Source organism: Guyparkeria sp. TX1 (assembly GCF_046523965.1).
Classification (GTDB): Bacteria; Pseudomonadota; Gammaproteobacteria; order Halothiobacillales; family Halothiobacillaceae; genus Guyparkeria.
This window is the reverse complement of record NZ_CP144142.1, coordinates 1,043,001-1,061,950: the sequence shown is the minus strand read 5'-3', so window position 1 is coordinate 1,061,950 and position 18,950 is coordinate 1,043,001. Positions and strand designations below refer to the sequence as shown.

Annotated in this window: 20 protein-coding genes; 4 read left to right on the top strand and 16 right to left on the bottom strand. The window is 65.8% G+C overall.

Going from position 1 to position 18,950, the window contains the following annotated elements:
* Nucleotides 1-83: 83 nt before the first annotated feature.
* From VWP12_RS04990 to rsmI, 16 genes are all read right to left on the bottom strand, one after another.
* A complete protein-coding gene (locus VWP12_RS04990; protein WP_125198811.1) occupies nucleotides 84-857 on the bottom strand; it encodes a protein phosphatase CheZ in 774 nt (257 codons plus the stop codon).
* 9 nt (nucleotides 858-866) lie between these two features.
* Nucleotides 867-1,253: a chemotaxis response regulator CheY gene (cheY, locus tag VWP12_RS04985; RefSeq protein ID WP_125198810.1), complete on the bottom strand. Its 387-nt coding sequence runs from the start codon at nucleotides 1,251-1,253 to the stop codon at nucleotides 867-869.
* 114 nt (nucleotides 1,254-1,367) lie between these two features.
* Complete coding sequence (locus VWP12_RS04980) at nucleotides 1,368-2,090, bottom strand: RNA polymerase sigma factor FliA (protein ID WP_125198809.1); 723 nt, start codon at nucleotides 2,088-2,090, stop codon at nucleotides 1,368-1,370.
* Nucleotides 2,087-2,980 carry a MinD/ParA family protein gene (locus tag VWP12_RS04975; RefSeq protein ID WP_125198808.1) on the bottom strand — a complete coding sequence of 298 codons (894 nt, stop codon included), beginning with the start codon at nucleotides 2,978-2,980 and terminating at the stop codon, nucleotides 2,087-2,089. The genes VWP12_RS04980 and VWP12_RS04975 overlap by 4 nt, the downstream gene beginning before the upstream one ends.
* Nucleotides 2,977-4,488 (bottom strand): flagellar biosynthesis protein FlhF, encoded by a 1,512-nt coding sequence (flhF, locus tag VWP12_RS04970; RefSeq protein WP_410474861.1) that lies wholly within the window; start codon nucleotides 4,486-4,488, stop codon nucleotides 2,977-2,979. The genes VWP12_RS04975 and flhF overlap by 4 nt, the downstream gene beginning before the upstream one ends.
* A 43-nt stretch (nucleotides 4,489-4,531) precedes the next feature.
* Nucleotides 4,532-6,562 carry a flagellar biosynthesis protein FlhA gene (gene flhA / locus VWP12_RS04965; RefSeq protein ID WP_410474943.1) on the bottom strand — a complete coding sequence of 677 codons (2,031 nt, stop codon included), beginning with the start codon at nucleotides 6,560-6,562 and terminating at the stop codon, nucleotides 4,532-4,534.
* Between the two features lie 143 nt (nucleotides 6,563-6,705).
* On the bottom strand, nucleotides 6,706-7,845 hold the full coding sequence (flhB, locus tag VWP12_RS04960) for a flagellar biosynthesis protein FlhB (RefSeq protein WP_410474860.1): 1,140 nt from the start codon (nucleotides 7,843-7,845) through the stop codon (nucleotides 6,706-6,708).
* Between the two features lie 4 nt (nucleotides 7,846-7,849).
* Entirely contained in the window at nucleotides 7,850-8,620 is a 771-nt protein-coding gene (gene fliR, locus VWP12_RS04955; protein ID WP_125198804.1) for a flagellar biosynthetic protein FliR, read from the bottom strand.
* A 10-nt stretch (nucleotides 8,621-8,630) separates the two neighbouring features.
* Nucleotides 8,631-8,900 (bottom strand): flagellar biosynthesis protein FliQ, encoded by a 270-nt coding sequence (gene fliQ, locus VWP12_RS04950; RefSeq protein ID WP_125198803.1) that lies wholly within the window; start codon nucleotides 8,898-8,900, stop codon nucleotides 8,631-8,633.
* A 3-nt stretch (nucleotides 8,901-8,903) separates the two neighbouring features.
* Nucleotides 8,904-9,662 (bottom strand): flagellar type III secretion system pore protein FliP, encoded by a 759-nt coding sequence (gene fliP / locus VWP12_RS04945; protein WP_410474942.1) that lies wholly within the window; start codon nucleotides 9,660-9,662, stop codon nucleotides 8,904-8,906.
* A 1-nt stretch (nucleotide 9,663) separates the two neighbouring features.
* Nucleotides 9,664-10,110 (bottom strand): flagellar biosynthetic protein FliO, encoded by a 447-nt coding sequence (fliO, locus tag VWP12_RS04940; RefSeq protein WP_410474859.1) that lies wholly within the window; start codon nucleotides 10,108-10,110, stop codon nucleotides 9,664-9,666.
* Nucleotides 10,110-10,526: a flagellar motor switch protein FliN gene (gene fliN, locus VWP12_RS04935; RefSeq protein WP_125198801.1), complete on the bottom strand. Its 417-nt coding sequence runs from the start codon at nucleotides 10,524-10,526 to the stop codon at nucleotides 10,110-10,112. The genes fliO and fliN overlap by 1 nt, the downstream gene beginning before the upstream one ends.
* Nucleotides 10,519-11,571, bottom strand: coding sequence for a flagellar motor switch protein FliM (fliM, locus tag VWP12_RS04930; protein WP_125198800.1), 1,053 nt, complete (start codon nucleotides 11,569-11,571; stop codon nucleotides 10,519-10,521). Before fliM ends, fliN begins: the two co-directional genes overlap by 8 nt.
* A gap of 45 nt (nucleotides 11,572-11,616) precedes the next feature.
* Nucleotides 11,617-12,138, bottom strand: a complete 522-nt coding sequence (gene fliL, locus VWP12_RS04925) for a flagellar basal body-associated protein FliL (RefSeq protein WP_410474858.1) — start codon at nucleotides 12,136-12,138, stop codon at nucleotides 11,617-11,619.
* Between the two features lie 155 nt (nucleotides 12,139-12,293).
* Nucleotides 12,294-13,169 carry a GGDEF domain-containing protein gene (locus VWP12_RS04920; RefSeq protein ID WP_410474857.1) on the bottom strand — a complete coding sequence of 292 codons (876 nt, stop codon included), beginning with the start codon at nucleotides 13,167-13,169 and terminating at the stop codon, nucleotides 12,294-12,296.
* Nucleotides 13,170-13,392: 223 nt separating this feature from the next.
* On the bottom strand, nucleotides 13,393-14,292 hold the full coding sequence (rsmI, locus tag VWP12_RS04915) for a 16S rRNA (cytidine(1402)-2'-O)-methyltransferase (RefSeq protein ID WP_410474856.1): 900 nt from the start codon (nucleotides 14,290-14,292) through the stop codon (nucleotides 13,393-13,395).
* Nucleotides 14,293-14,434: 142 nt separating this feature from the next.
* Between rsmI and VWP12_RS04910 the strand changes: the two genes are divergently transcribed.
* From VWP12_RS04910 to VWP12_RS04895, 4 genes are all read left to right on the top strand, one after another.
* Entirely contained in the window at nucleotides 14,435-16,372 is a 1,938-nt protein-coding gene (locus VWP12_RS04910; RefSeq protein WP_410474855.1) for a penicillin-binding protein activator, read from the top strand.
* 19 nt (nucleotides 16,373-16,391) lie between these two features.
* Nucleotides 16,392-16,820: a YraN family protein gene (locus tag VWP12_RS04905; protein WP_410474854.1), complete on the top strand. Its 429-nt coding sequence runs from the start codon at nucleotides 16,392-16,394 to the stop codon at nucleotides 16,818-16,820.
* Between the two features lie 81 nt (nucleotides 16,821-16,901).
* On the top strand, nucleotides 16,902-17,465 hold the full coding sequence (locus tag VWP12_RS04900; protein WP_125198794.1) for an SIS domain-containing protein: 564 nt from the start codon (nucleotides 16,902-16,904) through the stop codon (nucleotides 17,463-17,465).
* A gap of 5 nt (nucleotides 17,466-17,470) precedes the next feature.
* On the top strand, nucleotides 17,471-18,874 hold the full coding sequence (locus tag VWP12_RS04895) for an FAD-binding oxidoreductase (RefSeq protein ID WP_410474853.1): 1,404 nt from the start codon (nucleotides 17,471-17,473) through the stop codon (nucleotides 18,872-18,874).
* Nucleotides 18,875-18,950 lie beyond the last annotated feature (76 nt).

Here is an 18,950-nt window from a genome sequence, read left to right as displayed (position 1 = left end):
TCACTGCGCTCTGTGACCCCCGGCGGGGTGTGCCACGTTCCCGCCCGGCCACGTGGGCCCGGCATTTCCCTCGATCGACCGGGTCAGAAACCCAGGCTGGCGAGTAGATCGTCGACGTCGTCCTGATTCTTGACCACGTTATCGCCGGCGCTGGGCAACTGCGGCCCGACGCCATCCTCGGCACGCTCGGCCGGGGCGACGGACTTGCTGTCCTCTCCCTTGGCATTGCGGACCGGGGCGGTAATCTGCAACAGCCCGACGAGCTTTTCCTCGAGCTGCTCGAGCAGATCGATCACCCGCATCAGGAGCTGACCGGACAGATCCTGGAATTCCTGGGCCATCATGATCTCGGTGAACTGCCCCTTGAGTCGCTCGCCACAGCGGGTGGTCGAGTCCAGGTAGCGGGTCATCGACTCGACCACGCCCCCCAGACGAGCGTTATCGGCTTCGCTGGCGGCGACTTTAGCCAGCTCGTCCTTGAGCCGTTGCGAGCGCTCGACGATCTGCTCCGCCGTGGGGGTGGCCTCTTCGGTGACCGTCAAGGTGCGGGTCGCAGCCTGCTCGGTCAGGGTGATCACGTAGCGCAGGCGATCACGCGCGTCCGGCATCTCGTCCTCGGCCAGCGCCCCGAGTCGCTCGTCCTCGGCAAAGCTCCTGAGGGTGTCATGTACCTCACGGGTCATCCGACCGACCTCGTCGAAGATATTGCCCGAATAGGCCGCCGTGAGTTCACCGATCAGCTGCGCTTCGCTCGACGAATCTTCGTTCTCGATCGCCTCGACCAATGCGCGGGCGTCGGCCAATCGCTTTTCGCGACCGACCACCGGCTGGAAGTCCTGCTCCTGTACTTGAGTCATCCCGGGGCCCTACGATTCGACGCGTTCGAAGATCTTGTCGATCTTCTCCTTGAGGGTGGCGCCGTTGAACGGCTTGACGATGTAGCCGTTCACGCCCTCCTGGGCGGCGAGCACGATCTGTTCCCGCTTGGCCTCGGCGGTCACCATGAGCACCGGCAGGCTGGCGAGGTTCGGGTCGGCACGAACCGCTCGCAGCAGGTCGATGCCGGTCATGCCCGGCATGTTCCAGTCGGTCACGAGGAAATCGAAATTGCCCTGCCGGAGCAGTGGCAGTGCCGTCTGGCCATCATCGGCCTCCTCGAGGTTGGTGAAGCCAAGCTCCTTGAGGAGGTTCTTGATGATCCGGCGCATCGTGGAGAAATCGTCCACCACGAGGATCTTCATGTTTCGGTCCATTTTCGCCCCTGGGATCGTTTGTCAGTACCAGGCAGGTTGCCTTGTTCGAACGTGGGTAGGAGGGTCTATCGGCGCCGAGCGGAAAAGATTGAGCCCTTTTCTGCACCCGGCGCCCTATTTCCAGGCGTTCATCGCGGTCTTGAGCCGCATGATCGCCTTGTTGTGAATCTGACAGACGCGCGACTCGCTGACGCCGAGCACCGCGCCGATCTCTTTTTGGTTGAGTTCCTCGACATAGTACAGGGACATCACCAGCCTTTCCCGTTCCGGCAGCTCGTCGATGCAGTCGGCAAGATCGCGCTGGAAGTGGTTCTCGGCCAGCGCCTCGTCGGGTTGCTGGCTATTCGGGTCGGCAATGTCGAAGGTCTCGTTTTCCGCCTCGCCGCCGTGATCCAGCGAACCGACGTGTACCGAGGAGGAATCACTGATGGCGGCGTGGTACTCGTTGAGGGTGATGCCCATGCGCTCGCAGACCTCGGCATCTCGCGCCTCGCGACCGGTGTCGGCCTCGATGGCGGCCACCGTCTGCGCGATTTCCCGCTGGCGACGATAGACCGAGCGCGGCGCCCAGTCGTTGCGGCGCACCTCGTCGAGCATTGCGCCGCGAATGCGCAAGCCGGCGTAGGTCTCGAACGAGGCCCCCTTGTCGCCATCGAACAGGCGGGCAGCGTCGAGCAGCCCGACCATGCCCGCCTGTATCAGATCCTCGGCCTGCACATGGGAGGGCAGACGCCCGAGCAGGTGAAAAGCCACTCGCTTGACCAGGTCAGCGTGCTTGGCCACCAGGGCTTCGGTCGATCCGGCCTGAACGTTCTGATACATGGCGCGTGCATTCATAACAGGTTCTCGGGGTCCAGCTCGGCGTTGTTCACCAGTCGCTCGACGAAAAACTGCAACTGCCCCTGCGGCCCGCGCGGCACCGGCCACTGATTGACCTTGTCGGCCATCGCCGTGAACGCCCGCGTCGACTTCGCCCCGCCGTAGAGCTGCACGACGGTCTTCTGACGCTGCACGGCCCGACGCAGGTAATCGTCGAACGGCACCGACCCCATGTGGGTGAGCGTCACGTCGAGAAAGCGCTTGGCAGCCACCGAGAGTTTCTCGAACAGGCGCCGGCCCTCGGCAGCATCGCGCACCATGTTTGCGACCACGTGGAAACGGGTGACGTCGTGTTCACGCGATAGCACCTTGATGACGGCGTAGGCATCGGTGATTGAGGCCGGCTCGTCGCAGACCACCACCACGACCTCGCTGGCAGCCTCGGCGAAGCGCACCACCGAGTCGGCGATGCCCGCGGCCGAATCGACGACCAGGGTGTCGACCGGCCAGCGCATGCCGGAGAAGGCCGAGATCAGTCCGGCATTCTCGGCGGCCGTCAGACCGGCCATGCTGGCCACCCCGCTAGCGGCCGGCAGGATGCCGATACCCTCGGGGCCTTCGAGCATGATCTCGTCGAGAGTCGCCTCGCCGGAAAGCACGTGGGACAGATTGCCCCGGGACTGTAGACCAAGCAGGACATCGACGTTGCCGAGCCCCAGGTCGGCATCCATCAACACCACCCGCTCGCCGCTGCGGGCGAGTGCCACGGAAAGGTTGACCGAGACGTTGGTCTTGCCCACGCCGCCCTTGCCGCTGGTCACGGCGATCACCCGCACCGGGCGATTGGCATTGGCGTAGCGCGCCCCGTCGGCCTGGTCGTGGCCGCTAATGGTGGGCTGGAGTGTCATCCGGCTTGATTGAGCATCCACAGCGGATCATCCCGGTCGGTGTGTTCGAGTTGTGACTGCCCCATTTCCAGGGCCTGCTTGATCAGGTCGGCCGCCTTCGGGAACCAGAGATCCTCCGGGACGCGCTGGCCGACCCCCGCGCAAACCAGCGGCAGGCGACGCGGCTCACCGTCGACACCGGCCAGCGGGCGAACCAGGGCGGCCAGGCCGCCGCCGAGCAGGACGGTCTCGTCGAGCTTGGTCAGCACGGTGCCGTGCAACGGCAGGCCGGCAAAGCGTTTCTTGACGTCCTCGAGGGCCGGGTACTGGGCATTGGCCGACAGCACCAGCAGCAGCTTGACCGCCTCGCCCGCCCCCATCAGGGCCTCGAGTTTCTGCATCATGCGGAAATCGCGCTGCGACATCCCGGAGGTGTCGATCAGCACCAGGTGCCGGTCGGACACGGCCTCGAGCAACTGCGCCAGATGCGTCTCGTCACGGGCAATATGCAATGGCACGTTAAGGATACGGGCGTAGTTGCGCAACTGCTCCTGGGCGCCGATGCGAAAGCGATCCGTGCTGATCAGCGCCACCGAGTCGCGCCCACGGTGCAGCACCGCGCGGGCGGCCAGCTTCGCAAGCGTGGTGGTCTTGCCCACGCCGGTCGGGCCGACGAAGGCATAGGTACCGCCGGCCTCGACCGGGTCCTCGGCACGGTTCTCGAGCTGCTCGCCAAGCATCTTGAGCGCCTCGACGAATGCCCGCTCCGGCTGGGCCTGGGCCGCGGCCCGACCCAGCTCGCGCGCCAGCCCCGTCGGCAGGCCGATATCCTGCAGCCGCTGGACGGTGGAGACCTCGGCAGGGTGCGCCTGACTGAAACGATGCCATTCCATTACCGACAGTTGCCGTTCGAACAGGTCACGCAGCTGCGCCACCTCCTCGGTCAGCGTCGACAGGCGCCCCTCGGCCGCGCCCTGATCCTCGACCAGCCAGTCCCAGTGCGACGGGGTTCGGTTGGACGAACGAGCGGCCGGCTCGTCGGCGGCATGGTTCGCGGGGGACTCGGCGGACGGGCCTGCGTGCTGCTCGCTCCAGGCGGCGAGCGCCTCGGAGAAGGCGGCACGGTCGTCTTCGGTCTCGTCGGCGGCAGACGACGCGAGCGTCTCGCTTGATTCGGTCGAGCCGGCCGACTCGGCCTTGCGGCTGCGCTCGGCGAGCATCTCGGCGGTGGTCTTGGGCGCGGCATCGCTGGCCTCGGCCGCGGTCGGCTGTGCCGGACGCGGCGCTTGTTCCGGCGCGGCGCGCTCGGCCCTCGCCACCGGCCGCTCCGAGGCGCCGGCAATCCGGCTGGCCGACTGCTGGGCGGCCGCCAGCTGGATCGCCTTCTCGTCGAAGTCCATCGCGGCAATCACCTCCACCCCGCCGGAGACCGGCTTGTTAGAGAGGATGACGGCCTCGTCACCGAACACGCGCCGCACCTGACGCATGGCCTCGCGCATGTCACTGGCGATGATTCGCTTGATTTTCATGTATCCACCAGACCCTTAGCGGTTGGGTTATCCGGTCGAGTCGTCAGCCTTCGTTCTGGTTGCCGACGCTCGCCACCACGCGTATTTCCTTGTTGTCCGGTATCTCGTGATAGCTCAGCACGCTGAGCGTCGGGATCGAGTGCCGGACCATGCGCGAGAGCCAGCTGCGAATCTGCGGAGCCACCAGGAGGATGGCCGGCTTGCCACTCTGCTCCTGACGCTCGGCCGCGTCCTTGAGTGACTTGTGCAGTCGCTCGGCCAGGCCGGGCTCGATTCCGGGGGCCTGATTCCCGCGCTGGGTACTGTTAAGCAAGAGCTGTTCCAACTGTGGATCCAGCGTGATGACCGGCACGGTCGGCGCCAAGCCGTTGATGTGCTGGACGATCATCCGGCCCAGCGCCATGCGCACGCTCTCCGTCAATTCCCCGACGTCCTGGGTACGCTGACCCTGGATCGTCAAGGTTTCGGCAATCGTGCGGATATCGCGAATCGGGATCCGCTCGGAGAGCAGTTGCCCGAGCACCTCGACGATGGTGGTCATCGGCAGGGTCTTGGGCACCAGGTCCTCGACCAGTTTCGGCGAGTTTTGCTTGAGCGTGTCGAGCAGTTGCTGCGCCTGTTCGTAACCGAACAGGTCGGCGGCGTTGTCGCCGAGGATCTGTGACAGGTGGGTGGCGACCACCGTGGCCGGGTCGACCACGGTGTAACCAAGCGCTTGGGCCTCTTCCTTCTGACCGCGATCGATCCAGTAGGCCTTCAGGCCGAAGGCCGGGTCGGTGGTCTGGATGCCCTTGATGTCGCCGGAGACCTGCCCCGGATTGATGGCCATGTCGCGGTCGGGGAAGATCTCGGCGTTGCCGATCGGCACACCGTTGAGGCTGATGCGGTACTCGTTGGGCTTGAGATCGAGGTTGTCACGGATGTGAACCGTCGAGATCAGGAAACCCAGGTCCTGCGAGAGCTTCTTGCGGACACCCTTGATGCGCGGCATCAACTGGCCACCCTGGTTGCGGTCGACCAGCGGGATCAGGCCGTAGCCAACCTCCAGACCAATCAGGTCCACCGGCGGGACATCGTCCCAGGTCAATTCCTTGACCTCGGGCTTGGTCTCCGTCGGGGCGGCCTCGGCCGCTGCCTTCTCGGCCGCCTCGGTCGCCTGGCGGCGCGATACCAACCAGGCGCCACCACCGGCAATCGCGGCGAGGAAAAGGAAGGCGGCGTTGGGCATCCCCGGCACCAGGCCGAGGCCCGCCATAAGGCCCGCGGCCACGCCCAGCACCCGCGGATCGGAGAACATTTGCCGCTGGACCTGCTTGCCCATGTCCTCCTTCGAGGCAGTGACACGCGTGACGATGATCGCGGTCGCCGTCGAGATCAAAAGCGAGGGAATGGTGGCAACCAGCCCGTCACCGATGGTCAGCAGGACGTAGGTCTCGGCGGCATTGCCGAACGGCATGCCATGTTGCGCGACACCGATCAGCAAGCCGCCGATCACGTTGATGAACACGATCAGGATGCCGGCGATCGCATCGCCGCGCACGAACTTGGAGGCACCGTCCATCGAGCCGTAGAAGTCGGCCTCGGAGGCGATTTCCTCGCGCCGGGCGCGGGCCTGTTCCTGGTTGAGGATGCCGGCGTTGAGATCGGCGTCGATCGCCATCTGCTTGCCGGGCAGCGAGTCGAGCGTAAAGCGGGCGGACACCTCGGAGACCCGCCCGGCGCCCTTCGTGATGACCACGAAGTTGATCACCATCAGGATAATGAACACCACCAGGCCGACGGCGTAGTTACCGCCGATGACGAAGTTGCCGAAGGCCTCGATCACGTTGCCGGCCGCGCCGGGGCCCTCGTGACCATTGAGCAGCACCACGCGGGTGGAGGCGACATTGAGCGCCAGTCGCAGCAGGGTCGCGATCAGGATGACGGTGGGAAAGATTGCGAAATCCAGCGGCTTGCCCACGTAGAGCACCACCATCAGGATGATCAGCGACAAGGTGATGTTGAAGGTGAACAGCGCGTCCAGACCCAGCGGCGGCAACGGCACGATCACCATCGCCAGCAGCATGATGATCATCACCGGCGGCCCGATCCCCTGCCCCCGATACTGGCGCAGGGTGTTACCCAGGCGGGCAAAGCTGAAATTGTTCGGGCTGGGTTTCATCTGAACGCGTTCTTCTTGGCTGCGGTTACGTTGAGGTTCATCGATCGAGCGACTGGTCAGTCGGTTGCCGGCACGTCGAAGCCGTCAGGCACTTGCGGCTCCGGGCGCCCCGGCGTCTGTCCGGCACCGCGAGCGGCCTCCTTGAGCTGGTAGACGTAGGCCAACACCTGGGCCACCGCGGTGTAGAGCGCGGCGGGGATCACCTCGTCGATCTCGACATGCGTATACAAGGCCCGTGCCAATGGCGGGGCCTCGAAGATCTCGACCCCGTGGGACGCGGCGATCTTGCGCAGGCTGAGCGCCATCTCGTCGACCCCCTTGGCCACCACGATCGGCGCACCCACCCCCTCGGCGTCGTACTTGAGGGCGACGGCATAGTGGGTCGGGTTGGTGACCACCACGTCGGCCTCGGGCACCGCTTCCATCATCCGGCGCTGCGACATCTGCATCTGGGTCTGGCGGATGCGCTGCTTGATCTCCGGCCGGCCCTCGGTGTCCTTGTGTTCGTCCTTCACTTCCTGAAGGGTCATGCGCTGCTGCTTGTTGTGTTGCCAGATCTGGAACGGCACATCGACAAGCGCCACCAGCAGCAACCCGAACGAGACGGCGAGAAAGCCCCAGCCGATAAGCCAGCCGGCATGGGCCAAGGCGGCATCGAACGGCTGCAGGCCGAGGCTCATGAATTGCGCGTCGAAGGCAAAGAAGACCGCCACGCCGATGGCGGCGATCAACACGAACTTGGCGAAGGTCTTGCCCAGTTCCATCAGCGCCTTCACACCGAAGATGCGCTTGAGGCCCGCGATGGGATCCATCTTGGACAGCTTCGGCGCCATCGCCTGGGTGGAGAAGTTCCAGCCCCCCACGGCAATCGAGGCGACCACGGCCAGCACGACGGTGGCAAAGAAGATCGGGACGAAGGCGAGAAAGCCGTTGGCGAAGGCATTGGCCAGCCGCGAGAACATCGCCGCCTGGTCGAAGACATCCGCGCGCTCGATGATGAACGAGTCGCGCACGACCTCGGCCAGCCCCAGCATCATCTGGCCACCGAACACCAGGAACACCGCAGCCGACCCGACGGTCAGCAAAAAGGAGTTGAGTTCCCGCGAACGGGCGACTTGCCCTTTCTCGCGGGCGTCGCGCAGTCGTTTCTCGGTGGGTTCTTCGGTTTTCTCCTGACCGTTCTCGTTCTCCGCCACCAACTCACCTCAGGATTTCCGTGATCAGCACGAACGACTGATGCACGAACTGTTCCACGTTCGGGAACCAGAGGGGGGCGGCAAGGAACAGCAGGAAAAAGCCGATCATCAGGGTGGCCGGGAAACCCACCGAGAAGATGTTCATTTGCGGCGCGGCGCGCGTGATCACGCCCATGGCGAGGTTGACCATCAGGAGCGTGGTCACCACCGGCAGCGCGACCAACACCGCGTTGATATACATCTGCTGACCGAACCAGGCGATCGCGCGGAAGTCCTCGGCGGTGAGCCCCACCGGCGAGACCGGCAGGATGGTGAACGAGTCCGCCAGCATCTTGACGATCATCGCCGGCACGTTGAGCGCCACCATCAGCAGGGTGACCACGATGGTCAGAAACTGCGAGATCAACGGCACGCTCACGCCGTTCTGCGGATCGACGGTCTGGGCAAAGCCCAGGCCCATGCTCATGGCGATCGACTCGCCGGCGACCACGAACGCCGAGATCACCAGGTTGAGGATGAAGCCCATGGCCACGCCGATCAGCACCTGCTGGACGATCATGGTGATGCCGGCGATCGAGAGCGGATCGACCGCCGGGATCTCGGGCACCATCGGCGTGATGACCAGGGAGACCGCCAGCGCGATCAAGAGCCGAATGCGCACCGGCAGGGACTGCGAACCGAAGATCGGCGCAACCATGAGCATCGCCCCGACCCGCACCAGCACCCACAGGTAGGTGGCGGTCCAGCCGAGTATCTGCTCGATCGCCAGTTCCAAGGCGGGTGCCTCAGGCGATCAGCGAGGGGATGTTGTGAAACAGCCGCTCGGTGAAGTCGACGATCACCTGCAGCATCCAGGGCGCGGCCAGCAGGATCGCGACCACCACCGCGATCATCTTGGGGATGAAGCTCAGGGTCATTTCGTTGATCTGGGTCGCCGCCTGGAACATGCCGATCAAAAGGCCCACCGCCAGCGCAGTGAGCAGGATCGGCATCGACAGGTACAGGATGACCGTGAGCGCCTGGCGGGTGAGATCAATAACGGTATCCGGACTCATGGCCTAGCCCCCCATATAAAAACTGGACGCGAGCGTACCCATCAGCAACGCCCAGCCGTCGACCAGCACGAACAGCATGATCTTGAATGGCAGCGAGACGATCATCGGCGAGAGCATCATCATGCCCATCGACATCAGCACCGAGGCGACCACGAGATCGATGATCAGGAACGGGATGAAGATCAGGAAACCGATCTGGAAGGCCGTCTTGAGCTCAGAGGTTACGAAAGCGGCCATCAACACGGTCAGCGGCACGTCGTCAGGCGTCTCGAAGTCCGGGTAGTCGCCGATCTCCTGGTAGAGGGCGATGTCGGTCTCGCGCGTCTGGTTGAGCATGAAGGTGCGCAACGGTTGAGCGGCCCGATCGATCGCCTCCATCGCGCCGATCTCCTCGGCCATGTACGGCCCGACGCCCTCCTCGTAGGCGGTCTGGAACACCGGCGCCATGATGAACAGCGTCAGGAACAGCGCCAGGCCGAGCAGGATCTGGTTGGAGGGCGTCTGGACGGTACCGAGTGCCTGGCGCAACAGGGCCAGCACGATGATTATCCGCGTGAACGAGGTCATCATCAGCAGCAACGACGGCAGCAGGGTGAGCACCGTCATCAGGGCGAGGATCTGCAGCGTCAGGCTGTATTGCGTGCCGCCGTCCTCACTTTCGGTCAAGGTCACCGCCGGCAGACCCGGCTCGGCCAGCACCGGGGCACTCGCGCCGAACAGACCGAAGGCCAGCAGCGTCAGCAGGGAAAGCCGGCCGAACATGCTAACCATCGTTCGAGCTCCCCTTGCCACTCTGGCCACCCTTGCCGAAGCGGGCGGCCAGCTGTGCCTGGAAGGCCTCGCCGAAGCTCGGGTTTTCCCCGTCGCGCCTGCGCGGCTCGAGCGGGGGATCGACCCAGCCGAGCGACTCGATCGCCCCCTGGCTCACGCCGACAAGCATCTGCCGATCGCCCACGGCTACCAGCAGGATGCGCTCGCGCGGGCCGATCGACATCTGGGTGAGCACCTGCATCGGGTAATTCCCCGCGCGGGCGTCCAGCCGGCCGACACGCTTGACCACCCACACCAGCGCGAACATCAGCACCAGCACCAGGATCAGGCTGATCACCAGCTTGACGAGGTAGCTCGGTGCCAACGGATCGATGGCCTCGGCCGCCATGACCGGAGCTGCCACCAACAACAGCATCAGGGAGAGGAGCGAGCGCATCATCAACGCAACTTGCGCAGGCGCTCGGCCGGGCTGATCACGTCAGTCAGGCGGATGCCGAACTTCTCGTTGATCACCACCACCTCGCCACGCGCAATCAGCGTGCCGTTGACCAGTACGTCCAGCGGTTCGCCGGCCAGCCGGTCGAGCTCGACGATCGAGCCCTGGTTCAACTGCAGCAGATTGCGGATATTGATCGCGGTGCGGCCGATCTCCATCGAGATATTGACCGGCACGTCCATGATGACGTCGAAGTTGACCGGGTTCTCGTCATCGTCGGGATGGCCACCCTCGCTGAACTGCTCCATGCCGACCGCCTGGGCCTGGTCAGCACCACCCGGATCGCTTTCCGTGTCGCCCTGTTCGGCCATGGCCGCCGCCCAGTCGTCCTCGGTGGACTTGTCGGATTCTTCAGCCATCGTCTTTCTCTCCTGATTGGTTCGCCCCGGGGATCTGCGCCCGCAGGATCTCGTTGGGATGCGCTGCCCGCTCGAGCCGCTCGGGAACCGGCTCCTCGATGCGAATCGCCTTGTTGCCTTTGAAGACTCCCATCTTGCCGCGATACAGGGGCAAGCCATCTGACGCGAGCGTCGAATACTCCGGCATCTCGAAGGGGATGACCTGCCCGACCTCCATGTTGGCGACGTCCTTGAGCGACATGCGCACGTCGGCCAGATGCGCGGTCATCTCGATCTCGGCAAAACCCAGCTCACGCTTGAGTGCCTTGGTCCAGCGCTCGTCGACCTCCAGCCGGTCGCCCTGCATGCCGCCGTCAAGCAGGTCGCGGATCGGCTCGATCATCGAGTACGGCACCACGAAGTCGAACTTGCCCGAACCGCCCTCGACCTCGATGCGGAAGCTCGAGACCACTACCACCTCGGTTGCCGAGACGATGTTCGCCAATTGCGGGTTCATCTCGTGGCTGACGGTCTCGAATAGGATTGGGTAGATGCCTGCCCAGGCGTTCTGCATCTCCTCGGTCGCCTGCTCGAGCACCCGCTTGATGACCCGCAGCTCGGTGGGCGTGAAGTCCCGCCCCTCGATCTTGGCGTGCATGCCGAACCCGCCGAAGAAGTTGTCGACCAGCGAGAAGACCAGCCGCGACTCCATCATGAACATCCCCAGCCCCTTGAGCGGACGCACGTGCATCAGCGTCATCGAGGTAGGGACGAACAGCGTGTGGATGTACTCGGAGAACTTGCTCATCTCCACGCCCTCGATCGAGATCTCGACCGAGCGACGCAGCATGGAGACCAACCGGATACGCAGGCTGCGTGCGAAACGCTCGTTGAGCATCTCGAGCGTCGGCAGGCGACCCCGGACGATGCGCTCCTGGGTGGTGAGGTCGTAGGCCTTGGCCTGGGTCGGGTCACCGACCCCCTGCTCGGTCTCGACGTCGCCCTCGTCGACACCGTTCAAGAGCGCGTCGATCTCGTCCTGGGAGAGGATATCGGCTTCAGACATAAGCGCCTCGCGCCTGTTGGCCCTGTGGCTCCGACCCCTGGTGCATCACTGCATCAGGAGCTTGGTGAAATAGACGTTTTCGACCGGTTGCTCGAGCTCGCTGTCGTCCTCGAGGATCCGGTTGATCTCTTCGGTCAGCGACTCCTGCAGCGACTCCTTGCCTGCCCGCGTGCGCAGTTCGGCCGAGTCGACGTCGCTCAGTACCAGCATCACGTCGTTGACGATCCGCGAGCGCTGGGTCTTGATCATTTCCTCGATCTTCGGGTCGCGGGTGACCAGATCGAGCTGCACCTGCAGCACGTTGGCATCGTTGGGCTTGCTCAGGTTGACCGTAATCGGATCGCCCAGCGAGACGGTGATCGGCGGCCCCTTGGGTTCCGCTGCCTCCTCGCTCTGCTCGGTGGTCTCTTCCCCCTCGCCGGCTGGCTTGTCATCGCCACCCGTGAGCAACAGGGTCGTCACCACCGCACCGATCGCCAGGATCACGACGATCAATACCGCCAGCAGGATCACGACCAGCTTGTTGCTACCCTTCTTTTCCGTGGCTGCCTCGTCGCCTTCGGCCATGTCCCGTACCTCGTTCGTTTTCCGGAGTTTGCCCCGTTGTCGGGGCCTGTATTCACAATCGTTTCAAGAAACGCCCGCGATTCTCACGTGTTTGGCGGTGTTTTGCCACCTTGCTGCCCGAGCCCGCCTGAGGGCCGCGCCTATCAGGCACGCATCTATGCCAGGCGATCCAACCGGCGGTTGGTCCCGCTGGGCTCGGCATTGCCGTACAGCGCCTGGTCGGTGCGACGGAACCAGTCGTCCGCGTCTTCACCCTCACGGAACTGGGCCATCCCCATCCGCGCCTTTAGCGGCACTCGTTCACCGCGGGGCTCCCGCAACGGATGCTCACGAAACCAGTCGAGCACACGCGCACCCAGGCGTCGCGCGCCCTCAGACGGGGTTTCGGGCAGGATCACCACAAACTCGTCCCCGCCGAGGCGATAGGCACTGTCGGTTTCGCGCAGGCAACGGTCCAAGCCCTCGGCCACGCGGGCCAGCGCCCGATCGCCGACGTCATGGCCGTATGTATCGTTGATCGCCTTGAAGCGCGTCATGTCCAGCATTAGCAGACTCGCCTGGCCGCCATATCGCGCCACTCGGGCATGGACCGCCTTGAGCTCCAGGTCGAAGGCCCGGCGGTTCTTGAGACCGGTCAGGGCATCGTGTTCGGCGGCGATCAGGGCGTGTTCGAGCATGCGCAGGTTGCGCAGCGGATAGGCGACCACGGACAGCATCTCGCGCAGCTGTGCCAGTTCGTCCTCGGCAACCGGACGGCGGCTGTACAGCCGCAGCCGGCCGAAGGCGCGGTCATCTAGCGACAAGGCAACGGGAATGGTGTGCTCGGCCGGCTCACAGACCGTGCCGCAATATCGCTCGTCGTCCACCTGCCAGGAAATTGACGTCACCGCCAGCAGCCCCTCGACATGCATGCGGATCGTGTCGAGCGCCGCACCAACATTGACGCAGCGCAACAACGACTCGAGAAGCGCCTGGCCCCGTTCGCCGGCAGCCTGACGCGCAAATGGCGTCCGGTCGGCAGCGGCAGACATCCGGCGAGACGGCGATCGACCGCAAACTGAATCGTCGCTGGTGAGGTAGTAGGCCATGCGGTTAAACCCCTGAGGATGGCCGCCCATATGGACCATCGATTTGGACCGTCGCGACGGCGATAACCGCTCGCCGCGTCGATGATCACGGGGTAATGCAGCATGTGTGCCAATTCAAGGATTTCTCGCCCTGGCCGGGTCGGGCATACCGCCTGCCAAATGGTGTTCAGGACTCCTTGCGCCGCGCCAGCACCTCGGCGTAGATCGCGTTCCGCGCCAACGAGGTCGTCTTCGAGACGACCCGGGCGATGGTCTTGGGCGCGACACCTTCCTCGATCAGCGCTGAGATCAAGGCCTCGGCCTCGGCGGCCGGGGCGTCTGCCTGCTCGGCGGCCGGGGCCACCAGGAACACGAATTCACCCCGGGCGGGGATCTCGCCACCGGACAGTCGGTCGGCAAGATCGTTGAGCGAGCCGTGGGCAAACTGCTCGAAGCGCTTGGTCACCTCACGGGCCAGCACGGCCGAGCGCGCCCCACCCAGGCGGTCGGCCGCCGCGGCCACGCTCTTGACGATTCGATGAGGCGCCTCGTAGAACACCAGGGTGGCCTCGACATCGGCCAGGCGTTCGAGCCGATCCCGACGCGCCTTGTCCTGGGACGGCAGAAAACCTTCGAACCAGAAGGGACGGGCCGGCAGACCGGCGGCCGACAGCGCCGCGATCACCGCCGACGCCCCGGGCACCGGCACCACCGGCACCCCCGCCTCGACCAACACACGGACCAGCACCTCGCCCGGATCGCTGATTGCCGGGGTGCCCGCATCGCTGATCAGGGCCGCGGATTGCCCTTCGCCCAGCCGGCGGCTGATGGCCTCGCTCGCGCTGCGTTCGTTGTGCTCGTGCAAGGCAACCAACTCCTTGCGCACGCCGAGGTGATCCAGCAGGACCCGCGCGTGCCGGGTGTCCTCACAGGCAATGAAATCCACCCCCTTGAGCACCGATATCGCCCGTTCGCTGATATCGGCGAGATTGCCGATCGGCGTGGCGACCACGTAGAGATGACCGGGTTCGACCCAACGACCACCTGTTTCACTCGCTGGCCGCGACCCCGCATTCGGACTGGACATTTGGTTATACTCACTCACGATTTTTCGTTTTCCTCGACCCGGCTCGACCGAACGAACCGCCGCCCCGGTGGTCCACCTCGACCGGAAGTCAGAACCGAACACCCCGGACTTGATCCGGGTCACGTTACCGGAGACGGACCGCATGCCGACACGCCCAAGCCCGCTCGCCCATTCCGCCACGCGGCTGGCCCTGTTGGCCACCCTGCTAACCGTGGGCGGGTGCGCCCAGATGACCACCTCGCCGCAGGACGACCAACGCCAGACCGCCCAGGTCGAGGTCGACCAGGCCATCAGCGCCGAGGACCCGGCGGCGCTCGCCCGGGCACGGATGGCACTGTCGCAGACCCTCTCCGGGGCCGCCCGCGCCGAGCAGCAGCTCAACGCGCTGGAGACGGCGATCGATGCCCATGAACTGGAACTGGCCCGCGAACTCTATCAGCAGGCCGACACCCAAGCGCGCTGGGATGCCATCAATTCCCGCCGGGCGAGCATCGCACGCGGACTGGGCGAATGGAGCAGCGGTAATCCCGAACAGGCCCGACGCACCATCCACCGCATCCCGCTCCCACTGGACCCCGACAGTGAACGCCGTCGACTGATTCTCCTGGGTGCGCTCGAGGCCGAGCTTGGCAATCCGCTAACCGCCGCCCGCTACTACGACGCCGTCGACGACCAACTCGATGACAAGGCGCGTGAAACGAACCACGCCCGCCTGTGGAACCTCCTGACCGAGGTACCGGCTGACCAACTGCGCCGCGAGGCCGAACAGACCGGCAGTCGCCAGTTTGCCGGCTGGCTGGAACTGGCATTGACCTACCGCCAGCAACCCGGACAGATTGATCGCTGGGCCGCCAACTACCCGGGGCACCCGGCCATCGAGAGCGGGCTTATGGAAATGCTCGGCGCCACCGAACTCATGGGTCAACTGACGGCACCCGCCAAGACGGGCCCGGTCGCGGTCATTCTGCCGGAGGGCGAACGCTATGCCGGCATCACCCGCGAGATCCGCGCCGGTATCGAGTTCGCCCGCGAGAATGGCGCGCTCGGTGGCCGGGAGGTGCTCTTCTTTGACTCGGGCAGCGATCGAATCGGCGCCAGTGCCGCGATCGAGGAGGCCCAGCGGGCAGGCGTGGCACTGATCATCGGCCCGCTGCTCAAGGAACAACTGGGCGCCCTGGCCAGTCTGCCGGCCGGTGGGCCGCTGGCAATCGCCCTCAATTCGCCGCCGTCCGGCGAATCCCTGCCCGGCGGCGTGGTCAGTTTCTCGCTGTCACCGGAACAGGATGCCGCCGCGGTCGCCCAGCGCATGTGGACCGACGGTCATCGGCGCGCGGCCATCTTCTCGGCCGACCACCACCTGGGCGAGCGCACCCGCCAGGCATTCGCCAACGAGTTCGAACTGCTCGGCGGTGAGGTGGTCGATCGCGCCCGCTTCGCCTCCGGCCAGACGGATTTCTCCAGCGAACTGCGCAGCTTGCTGCGGGTTCGCACGAAATCCAATGACGGGCCGTTCCAGCCGATTATCCGCGGCGACCTTGACGCCATCTTCCTCGCCGCCAGCGGCGACGAGCTGGCCCTGGTGGTCCCCCAACTCGACTACTTCGGCGCCGACGACCTGCCGCGTTACGGACTGGGCCTGGCCTACAACGGCAACCGGGACCGGCGCGGGGATGCCGACAAGAACGGCGTGATCATCCCGATCGCTCCGCTATTGCTCGCCGGCACGGCCGGGCCCGAGAACCCGCTGCGCATCACCTATGAGCGGGCTCAACTGGCCGGCCCACTGCCCCGCCTGTTTGCCTTCGGCGCGGACGCGGCGGCCCTGGCCGGACGCATGGAGATGCTCCTGCAAGGCGGCACGCTGGACGGGCTGACCGGCGAGCTGTCGGTCACGGCCACCGGGTTGGTCGAGCGCCAGCCGCGCTGGGGCCAGTTCCGCCAGGGCCTGATCCGGCCGCTCGACCCGACATCGGACGCGGCCCTGCCCGGTTCGCTGACCAGCCCGGCTCGACTGCCGGGGACCACGCCACCGGCCGGTCAGAACACCGACGGCTCCGGCCAGCCGACGTCGATGCCCTGAGCTCATGAAAGGCCGCGGCATGGATGCCCTACGGCGCTGGTGGCGTAACGACGATCACCCCGGAACACGGGACAGTGACAACGGCGACGGTCAGGCCCACCGGCAACGACTCGGTCAGCAGGCCGAGACATTGGCCCTGCGCCACCTGGAACGGACCGGCCTCAAGCTGCTGCGCCGCAACGCACGGGCCGGGCGCGGCGAGATCGACTTGATCCTGCGCGATGGCGACACCCTGGTCTTCGTCGAGGTCCGCGCCCGCGAAGACGGGGCGCTGGTCGCCGCCGCCGAAAGCCTGTCGGCACGCAAGTGCGCCAAGGTCCGCGAGACGGCCGAACGCCTGATCGCCAGCCAACCGGCGTGGCAGGGTCTCTACTGCCGCTTCGACGTGGTGGCGATCACGGCGCGAGGCGCGCACAATCACATCGACTGGCTGCCCGATGCCTTCTGATGTCTTGCAGGGACACCCTGAAAAGGCATCCCCACGACAGCAATGCACGATTAAAGCCCCCACTCCACGGACCCGACGCCCATGAGCGACATCCTCGACGGCCTGAAACGACGCATCGACAATGATCTGGCCGAGATCGGCCAGCTGCTGGAGGCCGGCGCCCCCCAGGCACTGGAGGCCGCTGGCGTCATTCTCACCGCGGTGCTCAACGGCCAGCGCGTCTATGCCTGCGGCTCACGCGAGCGCAGCGACATGGCGCACTATTTCGCCCGCCTGATGACCGGGCAACTGGAGCACCCGCGACCGGGCCTGCCCGTCATGGCCCTGTCCGAATACCCCGGCGGCAAGGAGCCGTTCGTCCGCTCCATTCGGGCACTGGGGGCCCAGAACGACGTGCTGTTCGCGATCAGCTGCAACGCGGTCGACGGCATCCTGCCGGCCCTGCGGGCGGCCCACGAACGCGACATGCAGGTCGTGCTGCTCTCGGCCGGTTCCGAGGAGGTGATCGCCCCCCACCTGCATAGCCAGGATCGACTGATCTGCATCCCCACCGAGCGCCCGGGCATCGCCTACGAGACGCAGATCAAGTGCATCCACGCGCTGGTCGACCTGGTCGACCGCCAGCTGCTCGGCCTGACCGACTGATTCCCATGAGCGGACTCGACGCCTTCCTCGACCAGCTCGCGGCCACCCTGCCCGCCGAGCGCCTCCTCGCGGACGCCGGCTCGACCTGGGCCTACGGCATGGACAACAGCCGGGTCCATCACGCCCCGGCGGTGGTGGTCTTTCCCGAGACCCATGACGAGGTGGCCGAGGTGATGCGCCTGGCCTATGCCCACCGCGTACCGGTGACGACCCGCGGACGCGGCACGGGCACGGCCGGCGGCTCGGTACCGGTGCTCGGCGGGGTGGTGCTGGTCACCGACCGCATGACCCGGGTGCTGGACTTTCGCCCCGAGGATCGACTGATCGTGGTCCAGACCGGGCTGATCAATGCCGACCTGCAGCGGATCGTCGGCGAGAAGGGCTTCTTCTGGCCACCCGACCCGACCAGCAATGCCCTGTGCACCATTGGCGGCAACCTGGGCTGCAATGCCGCCGGCCCGCACGCGGTCAAGTACGGCACGACGCGCGAGAACGTGCTCGGCCTGCGGGCGGTCGACGGTCGGGGGCGGACGATCAAGGCCGGCTCGCAGACCACCAAGGGGGTGGTCGGGCACGACCTCACCCGGCTGCTGATCGGCTGCGAGGGCACGCTGGGCGTGATCACCGAGGCGACGCTCAAGCTCACGCCGCTGCCGGAAACCCGACGCCTGCTGCGTGCCTTCTACCCGGACATGCATGCCGCCTCGGCGGCAGTCTCCCGCGTGATGGCCCAGCCGGCCACCCCGGCGGCGATCGAATTCATCGACGGCAATGCCCTCGACCTGCTGCGCAAGAACTCGGCTGTCGAGATCCCGACGACCGCCGGGGCCATGCTGATGATCGAGGTCGACGGCGACGAGAGCGGCATCGACGCGACCGTCGAGCGGGTGGTCTCGGCGGCAAACTCCGCCGATGCCGATATCGCCGTCGCGCAGACCGCCGAGGAACAGGCGCGACTGTGGGCCGCTCGCAAGGCACTCTCGCCCACCCTGCGCCAGGTCGCACCGAAGAAGATCAACGAGGACGTGGTCGTGCCGGTCTCGCGCATCCCGCGGCTGATCGAGACCCTGGATGACATCGCTACCCGCCACGCGATCACCATCGTCAGCTTCGGCCATGCCGGTAACGGCAACATCCACGTCAACCTGCTGGTCGACCCGGACGACCCGGCGCAGATGGCCGGCGCGGAGCAGGCCCTGGACGAGGTATTCGACGCGGTCCTGCGCCTGGACGGCACGCTCTCGGGCGAGCACGGCATCGGGCTGGTCAAGCGCGCATTCGTCGCCCGCGAGATCCCGCCGGATTCGCTCGACCTGATGCGGGGCATCAAGGCCGTCTTCGACCCGGCCGGGATTCTCAACCCGCACAAGAAACTGCCCGACCGACCCGGCGAGGCGTTGCCGCACTGACTCTGTGGCAGACTGTGTCGTCGATCGACACGAACCCCGACCCGGCCGATCCGGGGACCCGATTCCAGGAGGAGCG